Below are 11288 nucleotides of genomic sequence, written 5' to 3'. Positions count from 1 at the left end.
CAGCGACGGAAACTAGCCATCTCGGAGGCTGAGGTCACCCGTTGATCGCGTCCATGTCGCGCTAGAGTGGCGCCGCCCAGTCAAGGAGCAGCACGAGCACCCAGAGAAACAGGGCCCATAGCGCCAGACTGGCCGTGATGGCGGCCGCGAACCGCAGCATCCAGCGTCTGGCAGGGTGCGGATCAGGGCCCAGACCCATGCGGCCGAGCCTATGTTGCATCCAGACCAACAGCTTCACCACACGCCCGAGCGCGCACGGCACAGGTCGCGCAGCACCCGGACAAGGTTCTGCGCCGGCCGATCGGGGAGGGCCACGCTCTGGATCTTGCTGTGACCGGACCGCGTGCGGCGGCCTGCTGCAACTCCCTTCATACCCCACCCCCGACCCATTTTGAGGCTGTTAGAAACCATGAGCAGAAATGCCACCAGAGGTTACGGTTCCATTTTTACAATCCGTTACAATGCCTTGCAGTGATCAGACCCGCTGGCCAGGCGGCCGCCCATGCGTGGCTGCAGGCGCAGGAGGGCCCGGGGTGACACCAGCGATGGGCCTGCGACCGGATGGTGCGGCGGGCGCTGGCCGATCTGGAAAGGCCCCGGCCTCCTACAGCGATCGCAGCCTTGCCGAGCAGTCCGCAGCCTCGCGCGGCGCGGCCGAACTGGTCCGCATCCAGTACAGGGAAGGTGGCGTCGATTTCCTGGTGCTTCCCAACGCCGAACGCACCCCGCTGGTCGCCGACGACGCCCTCTGCGTCGCCGGGATCAGCGTCAATACCGACGTCGTAGCCACCTACAAAGCGCGGGGCCGTGGCTGGAAGCCGGCATCCGCATAGAGGAAGAATGGCGACGATGACGGTAACGCTCCGTTCACCGCCGCGGGCGCCCAATGTCCGCGCGTCCATCCGTCGCAAGCGTTGCAGTGTTGTAGCGACAGAGCTGGGGGACTAGGTTCAAGGCTAGGTCGGGGGACCTTTTCCATGAGTATGTGTCGCTATGGCGTTTGACCTCTCGCACCCCGAAACTCTCGCCACGGCGGGGTCCGAAGATCCGCAGTTCTATCTGAACGCAGACGGCCGGACCGGCACGACGGTCAACGGCAAGCCCAGCCTGTCCGTCGAAACGGCGGGGCTGACCCTGGTGGGCTTTGCGCCCGGCTGGTCCTCGGCCCTCGGCGAACCCTACACCCTGACCTATGGCTTCCGCTCGACGGCGCCTGATGCCATGCCCGACGACACGGCCGGGTTCTCGCGGTTCAACGCCACTCAAATCCAGCAGGCAGAGTTCGCCCTGACCTCATGGTCGGATGTCGCCAACATCACGTTCATAAGGGTCGGCGCAGGCTCGACGGGAGAAACAGCCTATTCGAACCAGGCGTCCATGCTGTTCGGCAACTATTCCAGCGGTGTGGAGGGCGCGGTCGCCTTCGCCTATCTTCCGGGCAACCCGGCGATCACGGCGCGCTCTGGCGACGTCTGGATCAACAGCACCTATGGCTACAACACCGAGCCTACAGCCAACAACTATGGCGGCTCGGTCCTGGTCCATGAACTGGGCCACGCCATCGGTTTGGACCATCCCTCTGACTACGACGCGGTGGACGGGGCCAGCTTCACCTATTCTGCCAACGCCGAATACTATCAGGACTCTCGCCAGTATACGGTGATGAGCTATTTCAGCGAGAGCAACACCGGCGCAAGCTATGGCGGCCGATACGCGTCCGCCCCTCAGCTCGACGACATAGCGGCCGCGCAAGCGGAATACGGGGTCAACATGACCACCCGCACCGGCGACACGACCTACGGCTTCAATTCCAACGCCGGCCGATCCTGGTTCGAGGCCACCACAGCCTCCACCAAGGTGATCTTCGCCGTCTGGGACGCGGGCGGAAAGGACACCTTCGACTTCTCGGGCTATTCCAACACTCAGGTCATCGACCTTCGCCAGGGTCACTTCTCCGACGTCGGCGGTCTGGTCGGGAATGTCGCGGTGGCCATGGGCGCCACCATTGAGGACGCCCGCGGCGGTTCCGGCGTCGACACCCTAACCGGCAACGCCTCGGCCAACTGGCTGCGCGGCGAAGCGGGCAACGACACGCTCAACGGTCTGGCCGGCGACGATCGCTTGGACGGCAACGACGGCAATGACACGATCACGGGCGGCGATGGCTTTGACCAGATCAACGGCAATATCGGCGCCGACTACGGCTATGGCGGCGCTGGGACCGACTGGGTTGTCGGCGGCCAAAACAACGATCAGCTGTTCGGCGACGCCGGTGATGACATCGTCTACGGCAACCTCGGCAACGACGTCTGCTACGGCGGCGTGGGGAATGACATCGTCCGCGGCGGCCAGGGTGACGATGTCCTGTCAGGCGACGAGGGCAATGACTGGCTGGCCGGCGACCGCGGCGCCGACAACATCACCGGCGGGGCCGGGGCGGATATCTTCTACAGCTTTTCCGGCGCCGGCTCTGACCTGATCACCGACTTCAGCCGCGCCCAGGGTGACCGTATCCAGCTGGATGCCGGTCAGACCTACAGCCTCTATCAGAGCGGGGCCAACGCCATCATCGACCTCGGCGGCGGCGACCAGATCATCCTTTCCGGGGTCAACATCTCGGCCCTGACCGGTGACTGGCTGATCGGCGGCTAGAACAATTCCTGATCCGACTGGATCGGAAAATGTTCTAGTCTTTTGTTTGACGCATTTTCTGACGACGAACCGGCGTCCACTTCGTCGGAAAATGCTCTAGTACGGCGCGTCGCCGACGATGGTCACGCGCTCGACGATCCGCTCCTGCGGCCAGTAGTCGAGGATGGCGTAGTGCTGGGTGGCGCGGTTGTCCCAGAAGACGATCGCGTTCGGCGTCCAGCGGAAGCGCACCTGATATTCCGGCGTCTTCACACGATCCAGCAACTCGGCCAGCAGAGTCCTGGCCTCGTCCTCGGGTAGGCCGAGGATGCGGGTCGTGAAGACCTTGTTGACGAACAGATGCTTGTCGCCCGTCTCCGGATGGGTGCGGATCACGGGGTGAACCATCAGCGGATAGGCAGCGCGCAACTCGTCGCGCTTAGCCTGATCGACGCGATAGCCATAGCTCTGGATGATGTCGTGCTCGGCGGTCAGGTCAGCCAGCTTGTCCTTCAGGGCCTGGGGCAGGTCGCGGTAGATGGCGGCCGTATCGGCAAACAGGGTATCACCGCCCAGAGGTGGCATGTCGCGCATCCGCAGCACCCCGCCCATCGAGGGCGCCGCGCGGAAGGTGACGTCGGTGTGCCACTTGTTGGCCACGCGAACCAGCGGCACGATCTCCTCGCGCAGCTTCATGCCGTCGGCGGCCTCGATGTGCAGGATTTCGGGAAAGCCCGGCACGTGGCTGGTGACCGGATGGCCCTCCAAATCGCCGAAATAGCGGCCGAACCGGACATGGTCGGCGTGGCTGATATCCTGGTCGCGGAAGAACACCACCTTGTGACGCAGCAGGGCAGTCCGGATCGCCGCCACGACCTCGGGCGTCAGCGGTTCACGCAGATCCAGTCCGGAAATCTCGGCGCCCAGCACGGTGCTGACGGGGGTGACGGTCAGACCCGCATAGTCTGGGGTATCGACGGCGGCGATAGGCGCGTGAGCGTTCATGGCGTCCTCCCATTGGGCGCTGCCCGTCCGCGCGAGCAGCCTTGGTGGCCCTACCCTATGCGTGGAGGTTTCAGGCTCAACGGAGTTTTTCTCCCATGCCTGTCAGAGGCGCGGAACCAACCCGTCGATGAAGTCTGGGCTGGATCGCGTTGCAGCCTCTATGGTCGGGCCGCTAAGTTGGGCTTTATCGTCCCGCTCACGACCCGTCAGCGGCCAGCGGAACCTCAGCATGACCCGCGTCTTTGTAAGCGCCTCGGCCGCCGAACCCTTCGCCGCCGCGCCGCTGTCGCGACAGCTGGAGCCGCTGCTTTCCGCGACGTTCGAGGGCGGCTTCATCCCGGGCGTCAACACGTTCGATTGGAGCAGCCTAGGACCAGACGCCCGCATGGCCGGCCCCTTCATGTCGCCCGCCTGGCGGCCGATCTTGGCGGCGGGACGGTTCGAGCGCCTGCCGACGACCTACCACGGCTTCGCCCGGCGCGTGGCGGCGGCGCGCTACGCGGCCGGGCTCTTCATGGTCACGCCGCCAGACGCCAATGGCCTCTGCTCGTTCGGCCCAACCATCGATTTCCCCCCGACGGCTCTGGAGCGATGCGCGATCAGGATCGGGGTGATCAACCCGTCCCTGCCCCGGCTGCCGGGATCGCCGACCGTGCCCGTCAGCGTCTTCGACGAGCTCATCGAACTCGACACCCCGCTGGTGGAATATGCCGTCCGGGCGCCGGGGACCGTCGAGACGCTGATCATTGAGCATGTCGTCGCACTGATCCCCAACGGCGCGACCCTGCAAGCCGGCATCGGCCGACTGGGCGACGCGCTTTGGGTGGGGCTCACCGGCAAGGAGGGCCTGGCGCTGCACAGCGGCATGATCTGCGATCCGGTCGCTGCGCTGATCCGCCAGGGTGTCTTTGCACAGGTGACGACGGGCAGCCTGCTGGGATCGCGCGCCTTCTACGCCGAGGCCGCTGATCTCCCGGGCGTCGTCATGGCCCCGGCCCTGGAGACGCATGACGTCGCCCGCCTCGCCCGGATCCCGACCTTCGTCGCCGTCAATTCCGCCATCGAGGTCGATCTGCTGGGCCAGGTGAACGCCGAATGGGTGGATGGCGAAGCGATCTCGGGTCCCGGCGGCCTGCCCGACTTCATCGGCGGCGCGCGTCGATCACCCGGCGGACTGCCGATCATCGCCCTGGGCTCTACGGCCAAACGCGGCGCGATCAGTCGGATCGTTCCACGCCTGGATGTTCCGCCGACCCTGCCCGCCTCCGAGGTCGGGATCGTGGTGACCGAACATGGCGCGGTCGATCTGCGAGCGCTGCAGGGCGAGGCGCGCGCCATGGCCTTGATCGAGATCGCTGCGCCTGACCATCGGGCTGCCTTGCGTCAGGCGTGGCGACGCGGCGTCTGACTACAGGTCCAGCACGAAGGCGCCGTCGTCGTCCGCAGGGTCTGTCGCAACCTGGACTGCCGAACGCCTGGCGCCATGCAGGTCTGTGTCGGACAGATCCGTATCGCCCAGATCGGCGTCGCGAAGATCGGCATAGCGCAAACTGGCCTTGGCCAGTTGGGTAGGCTTTTCGCGATCGACCTTGAAGGGCAGAGCGCTCAGCAGCGCCCCGCGCAGATTGGCCTGTTTGAGGTTCGCGCCCAGAAGACTGGCGCCGCGCAGGTCGGCTTCGCGCAGGATGGCGCCGCGCAGATCGGCGCCGTCCAGCAGCGCCCCCTGCAGCGAAATCCGGCGCAAATCCATTCCGGCCAGACACGCATTTCTGGCGCTGACCGCCGTCAGGAAGGCGCCCGCCATGTCGGCTATGGGTCGCAGGTCCTCGCCGTCCAGCACGGCGGGTTCGCCTGACTTGCCGCCGCTGGTCACCCACTCGCGGTGCGCCGCCAGCTTGACGAAAATGAGGGCGGCGCGTGCGGCGGCCTCCACGCCCGGATCACACAGGCAGCGGTCCATGACCGCGCCCATCGTCCGGGCCTGGGCCAGATCCACGCGTGTCAGGACCGCATCGGTAAAGTCGGCGCTTTCCAGATTGGCGCCGCGCACGTCGACATCGTCGATCACCGCCCCGCGCAGACTGGCGTTCTTGAGATTGGCGCCGACCAGCTTGGCGCCACGCATCGAGCATTCCGAAAAGTCCGCCGCCGCTGCGGATACGTCGTCCAGGCGGGAGCGGTCGAGCACCGCGCCCGAGACATTGGCCCCGTCCAGCTGACCGGCCGAGACCTTGTGGCGAATGAGGGCGAACTTGGTGTCCTCATCGGAGATGGCGATCCGGCCCGCCCGCAGATCGGCCTGGGTCATGTTGGCGTGCGAGAGATTGGCGCCCTTCAGGCGCGCCCCTCGCATGTCGGCCTGCACCAGCGAAGCGCCGACAAAGCTGCTGGCTTGCAGATCCGCGCCGAACAGGCAGGCCCGAGCCAGCCGCGCTCGATCGAACTTGCAGCGGACCAGGGTGCTGCCGGTCAGATCCGCGTCGGCCAGATCACGCCCCGAGAGATCAATGTCCTCCATGATCGCGAAGCGCAGCACCAGTCGCCGACCGCCCGGCTTTCGCGCAACGAACCACTCATGTGCGGCGACCATCAGATGGGCCTCACGCTGGTTGACGCGAATGCGCTCGGGGTTTTTCGCGGGCTTCAGGGCCACAGGTCCGGAATCTCCCGAGCGGCGAAGGCCGATCTCGTCTGACCCTCAGGGTTAAGCTCAAACCCTTTATTTTCGGTCGACCGCAGGCATGTCCGCGGATCGGCGAAGGTTACGCGAAATCAACTGGCGCGGCGCCCGCTCAAACTGAGAACATGGCTTCATGATTCTCGAAGGAAAAACTCAACCCCAGAAGAAGCGCCGCCAGCCGATCGGCGCGCGGATCAAGTCGCGTCGCAAGGCTCTGGGCCTGACCCTGCAGGAACTGGCCGATCGATCGGGCCTGTCCAAGCCCTTCCTGTCACAGGCCGAGCGCGACCTGACCACGCCGTCGCTGATGTCGATGCTCGGCCTGGCCAAGGGTCTCCAGGTCGAGGTCTCCTATTTCATGGAAATCCCGCAGGCCCAGGACATGGTGCGCCGCGCCGACGAGCCGGCCGAAATCGCCGTGGACTCGCCGGTGGCCTATTTCGACCTCTCCTCAGCCCTCCCAGATCGCAAGCTGGACGCGGTTCTGATGCGCATTCCGCCCGGCCACTGCTTTCCGGTCGACACCCGCAATGGCGAGCACTTCCGCTATGTTCTGGAGGGCGAACTCTATGCCCGGGCGGGCGAGATCCACACCGTACTCAGGGCCGGCGACAGCATGCACTTCGACGCCCGCGCGCCTCACACGGTGGAGAACCGCACCGACCGCGAGGCGGTTTTGCTTTATGTCGGCACGCCCAGCGTTCTGCAGCGGGGCGCGCCGGCAGAGCCCGCCTAGTCTATGCCAGGGTCCATGTCGCCGATCGGCATCCCGGGCGGCGTTTCGGGCTTCAGCTTGGTTTCGCCCAGCACCCGTGTCAGTTCGTCGTCGTCCTTCAGCAGGGCCGCCAGACGCAGGTTCAGGGCGCGGTCGGAGGCATCACTGCCCGGCGCGGCCTTTAGCCGGGCGGCCAGATCAACAAGCTTCTGATCGATCTCTGAGGCGGCCTGGGGCGAGCGTTTTACGTCACGCGCCGCAGCGGCCAGATTCAGCACCGTGCGCCACCGTACCCGCCGGGCGACCTCGGCCTGACGCCCCGAGGCCGGTGCAAAGACCGTCGTCAACAGCGTGTCGACGACCTCGCCAACGCCGGGCTGGGCGGGATCGCGGCGATGCTGGTCGACCAGGCGCGCCAGGCGGTCGGGCGCGAGCAGCGGGTCAAGCGTCACGCCAGCCGCCACATCAGCGGCCACCAGCGGGTCGAACACCGGGCCGCCCATACCAGCAAACACCTCGATGACATGCTGGCGGTCGGTCTCGCCCGATTGCCCGCCCGACAGCAGCGGGAGCAGCTTTTCGGGCGTGTCCAGCTCGGCCGGCGCCAGGGTCGCCATCAGGGCGGCCAGGGCCGCGCGCTGCTTCTCGGGCGCCACCAGCGGCGCGATCTGGCCCGCGTCGCCCTTGACGGCATAGCTAAACTCGACCCCCGCCACCTGCTTGACCGTGGCCTCGACCTGGTAGCGATGCAGCAGATAGATCGGCACGTACTTGCGCTTGAGGGTCTCGACCGTTTCGCCGGTCTTCAGAGCGCTCAGACCAAACTGGTCGATCGCCACCCGCCGCACGGCGATCATCCGCCAAAGCTCGGCGACCGAGTCCGCGCCATCATCCCACAGCGCGCCCCATGGCTGGCCGGAATTGGGGCCGCGCGCGTCGCTGTCGGTGATGTAGCGGAGCTTTGTGGCCGCAGCCTTGGCCGCCAGAGCCGGCTTCGGCGCCTCGCCATACAGCCAGTCGACCGTGAACATGTCCCACGCGCCGACGCCGACGCCATAGGCGTCGGACAGGTCGATTTTGCCGTCCGTAACCTTCACGCGCGGCGCGGGATAATCCATCACCGAGGCCCGATCCTGGGTCGAGGCGGCGAAATTGTGGGCGAACCCGATCGAGTGGCCGACCTCGTGGGCCGACAACTGACGCAGCCGGGCCAGCGAGACCTGGATCGGATCATTGGCTCCCCCCTTGCCGTTCTGGTCGGCGCCGACCAGGCCTTCGAAGATCAGCATATCCTGGCGCACCCGCAGCGCGCCCAGGATCACCGAGCCCTTGAGGATCTCCCCGGTGCGCGGATCGGAAACCGACTGGCCCATCGACCAGCCCCGGGTGGCGCGGTCGACCCAGTTGATGACGCTGTAACGGACGTCCAGCGGATCCACGCCCTCGGGCAGGACCTCGACGCGATAGGCGTCCTTGAAGCCCGCCGCCTCGAAGGCCTTGGCCCACCAGGCCGCGCCCTCGACCAGGGCGGTGCGGATCGGCTCCGGCGCGGCGCGGTCGACATAAAAAATGATCGGCTTCTTGACGGTCGAGACCGCCGCTGTCGGGTCGGTCTTTTCAAGACGGAACCGGCGCGCCCAGCGGCCGACGATGTCGTCGCCCAGCGGCACGGCATAGTCGAGGCCGACGACGCCCCAGGTCCCCGTGCGCGGATCGAAGGCGCGCGGCACGAAGCCCGGCTCGGGCAACTTCACCAGCGAGTGGCGGACGATCAGGGTGATCTGCTTGGCGTCGGGAGCGATGTTGCGCGTCTCGGGACCGGGCGTGTCGGAAGCAAAGGTCTGGCGAGCCTCGAACTCGATGTTCTCGGGGAACACCTTCACGGCCGACGGGTCGGCGATCGACAGGTCGGAGACCAGCTTGAAGCCGTTCTCCCCGGCCTGCTTCAGCGCGTCGGCGGCGCCGATCACGTCGCGGGTCAGGAAGCTGGAGATATCCACGAGGATCCGGCCGTCCGGCGTCTCGCTGACCACGTCTCCGGCCCAGACCGTCGAGACGGCGAAGGACTCGCGGGCCGCGATCTGTTCGGCGGCGGGCGCGCCGGCGGCGGTAAACTTGGGGTTCTCGTACTCGGCGATGACCTTCTTGCCGATGCGACGGAAGACCAGGACCTGGGTGTCCCCCAGAGCGGCGCGGTCCAGGCCCACCGGGGCCGAGCCAAGACCGGTCTTCAGCGCCGCCACATAGAGGAACCGACCGCTGACGCCATCGGCGTCAGCCTTGGGCAGGGACAGCAGGATGCGGCCCTTGGCCTTGTCGATGTGAACCGGCAGCAGGCCGTCCTGGCGCGTGGTTCCCGCCAGGGCGGCGTCGGAAGCGGGCGGCTTGTCCTTGGGCGCGGCCAGGACCGGCGTCGCCGCGGACAGAAGCAAGACCGCCGCGAGCGCGGCGCGGCTGACGGATCCGAACATAAAAGACGCCCCCAAAATGAACTGACCGGTCGCGCGAGCGAGTCCCGCGCCACTTCCGGCGGGCGCGACCCTCTCATCGGCCTTGGTCAAACGCCAGTGGGTCCGACGATTTTAGACACCCACCGCAGGCGTTCGGTCTGGATAGAGGCGCGGCGGCTATTGGGTGTCGGCCCGACGCGCCCGCATCGCGCGCTGACCATCGACATTCATGAAATAGCTGCCGACCGACGCCTTGCGGATCTCGACCTTGGAGCCCTTCTTAGGATCCTTGGTCAAGGACTGGTCGTCGACCTGCTTCCACACGGCGCCGTCGGCCAGCACGACCGTCCAGCGGCCGTCACCGCCCCGGCGCGCACTGGCCACTTCGCCGATCACCCGGTCGACCTCGGTCTTCTCTTCGCTTCGGTCGAGGATGGCCAGGGCTGAGAGATCCAGGCCAAAGGCTTGGCGGCGCGCGGCGCGGGCCTCCTGACGATCGACGATGATCACCTCGCCGGTCTTCTCAGCCTTGTTCACCTGACCGACGGCAGCGTCATAGCAGGCCAGTCGCTCGGCGTCGGTGGTGATGGCGCGGCAGTCAAAGAGGGCCTTGAGCACCGCTGGGGTGGCAGATTTGGGCGCGTCGGCGGCGGTCGCGACGAGCGGAACCGCCAGGGCCGCGACAGCGACAAGCTTGATCCAGAGTTTCATGCGATCCCACGATTCGAACTACGGCGTTGAAAGTGTCGATAGAGCGCCCTGCGAAAGGGCGCGGGCGTTTCAGGTCGTCTTCGTCGGCTCCCGCACCAACCAGCCGGTCAGGGACAGACGCTTGGCGGCGGCATAGGACGCCACCGGCGCCACCGAATGGACGCGGGGCACACGAAACAGAGTGAGGACGTTGAAGCCCGGCGTGAAGCCCCGCTCGATCTGACCGTCAGCGTCGTGGAACAGCAACTGCCCGCCCCAGTCCGGTCTCCAGTCACGCGTGAATCCCAGAGTAAAGGCGGCCAGGCGATCGTCGCGCTGATGGCTGTCGTCATGCAGGGTCAGGAAATCGCCCGGCCGATAGTTGGAGGCCTGGGCGCGGACGCCCCCAACAGGGTCGCCGCCGATCACGGCCTGGCCGAAGTCCAGAAAGGCCCGGCTCTGCAGGAACTCGGTGGCCCGGTGAATGGGCGCGGTCGGGTCGCGGGCGTACTCGTCCTGCAGGGCATAGGACAGGTGAATGAAGGAGAACCCCCTGGAGGCGCGCTTCAGAGCGCCTTGCAGGAACTGTCGAACCTGGGCCTCGCCGAACTTCTGGATGACCTGGGGACTGATCACCAGGGTTTCGGACGTCTCGTCGGGCGCCACCACATTCCAGGTCAGACCGGCCATGATCCCGGCGGTGGCTTCTGCGTCGCCAGGATCCAGAAAGACCGGGATCTGGACGACTCCGTCCCGTTGATAGACAGCGGCGAACGGCGCGGGATCGAGCGCTGGATTGATCCGGATCACAGAAGGATTCGTCATGGAACGCAGCGGCGCAAAGCAGATCTCCAGCGCCGGAATGGGCCTTCGGAGCCATTTCGTAACAGATCGTCATTCGGCGGTTCAACCCGCGATAGCCCGGCGGGATGATCAAAAAGTTTGATCGAACAGTCGTAGCAATCGATAGAACTGCCCCATTCCAAGCGCCCGATCGGCCCCTAACTCAAAGTTGGCCGAGATTCTCCATCAGCAAACGCTGTCAGACCTTAACGCAAAAAATCGTGAGTTCTCTAGAACCGTCCACGCTGTCGATCAAAAAAACCCGTCAAATCGC

The 11288-nt window shown here is 66.1% G+C and carries 10 protein-coding genes; 4 read left to right on the top strand and 6 right to left on the bottom strand.

Annotation, left to right across the window (positions count from 1 at the left end):
* Positions 1–61: 61 nt before the first annotated feature.
* Positions 62–220 (bottom strand): hypothetical protein, encoded by a 159-nt coding sequence (locus ACW176_RS10850; protein ID WP_419320462.1) that lies wholly within the window; start codon positions 218–220, stop codon positions 62–64.
* A gap of 313 nt (positions 221–533) precedes the next feature.
* Here ACW176_RS10850 and ACW176_RS10845 point away from each other — a divergent pair, with 313 nt between their 5' ends.
* The gene (locus ACW176_RS10845) at positions 534–833 is read left to right on the top strand and encodes a hypothetical protein (protein WP_492109128.1); all 300 of its coding nucleotides are present in this window, start codon (positions 534–536) and stop codon (positions 831–833) included.
* Positions 834–993: 160 nt separating this feature from the next.
* Positions 994–2652 carry a M10 family metallopeptidase C-terminal domain-containing protein gene (locus ACW176_RS10840; RefSeq protein WP_419320457.1) on the top strand — a complete coding sequence of 553 codons (1659 nt, stop codon included), beginning with the start codon at positions 994–996 and terminating at the stop codon, positions 2650–2652.
* A gap of 96 nt (positions 2653–2748) precedes the next feature.
* Here ACW176_RS10840 and ACW176_RS10835 read toward each other — a convergent pair whose 3' ends face one another.
* Positions 2749–3636 (bottom strand): TauD/TfdA dioxygenase family protein, encoded by an 888-nt coding sequence (locus ACW176_RS10835; RefSeq protein WP_419320455.1) that lies wholly within the window; start codon positions 3634–3636, stop codon positions 2749–2751.
* 229 nt (positions 3637–3865) lie between these two features.
* Between ACW176_RS10835 and ACW176_RS10830 the strand changes: the two genes are divergently transcribed.
* Positions 3866–5044 (top strand): acetyl-CoA hydrolase/transferase family protein, encoded by a 1179-nt coding sequence (locus ACW176_RS10830; protein ID WP_492109127.1) that lies wholly within the window; start codon positions 3866–3868, stop codon positions 5042–5044.
* Here the strand turns inward: ACW176_RS10830 and ACW176_RS10825 are convergent, their stop codons facing one another.
* Entirely contained in the window at positions 5045–6289 is a 1245-nt protein-coding gene (locus ACW176_RS10825) for a pentapeptide repeat-containing protein (protein WP_492109126.1), read from the bottom strand.
* Between the two features lie 160 nt (positions 6290–6449).
* Here ACW176_RS10825 and ACW176_RS10820 point away from each other — a divergent pair, with 160 nt between their 5' ends.
* Positions 6450–7052 (top strand): helix-turn-helix domain-containing protein, encoded by a 603-nt coding sequence (locus tag ACW176_RS10820; RefSeq protein ID WP_492109125.1) that lies wholly within the window; start codon positions 6450–6452, stop codon positions 7050–7052.
* On the opposite strand, the gene ACW176_RS10815 is transcribed toward ACW176_RS10820, so the two are convergent.
* From ACW176_RS10815 to ACW176_RS10805, 3 genes are all read right to left on the bottom strand, one after another.
* A complete protein-coding gene (locus ACW176_RS10815; protein ID WP_492109124.1) occupies positions 7049–9502 on the bottom strand; it encodes a zinc-dependent metalloprotease in 2454 nt (817 codons plus the stop codon). The genes ACW176_RS10820 and ACW176_RS10815 overlap by 4 nt on opposite strands.
* 156 nt (positions 9503–9658) lie before the next feature.
* Positions 9659–10192: a hypothetical protein gene (locus ACW176_RS10810; RefSeq protein ID WP_492109123.1), complete on the bottom strand. Its 534-nt coding sequence runs from the start codon at positions 10190–10192 to the stop codon at positions 9659–9661.
* Between the two features lie 69 nt (positions 10193–10261).
* Positions 10262–10996 (bottom strand): 2OG-Fe(II) oxygenase family protein, encoded by a 735-nt coding sequence (locus ACW176_RS10805; RefSeq protein WP_492056709.1) that lies wholly within the window; start codon positions 10994–10996, stop codon positions 10262–10264.
* Positions 10997–11288: the final 292 nt, after the last annotated feature.

It is taken from the genome of Caulobacter sp. FV1ye13L, assembly GCF_058681155.1.
The sequence above is the reverse complement of the archived record's forward strand: the minus strand, read 5'-3'. Positions and strand labels throughout refer to the sequence as shown.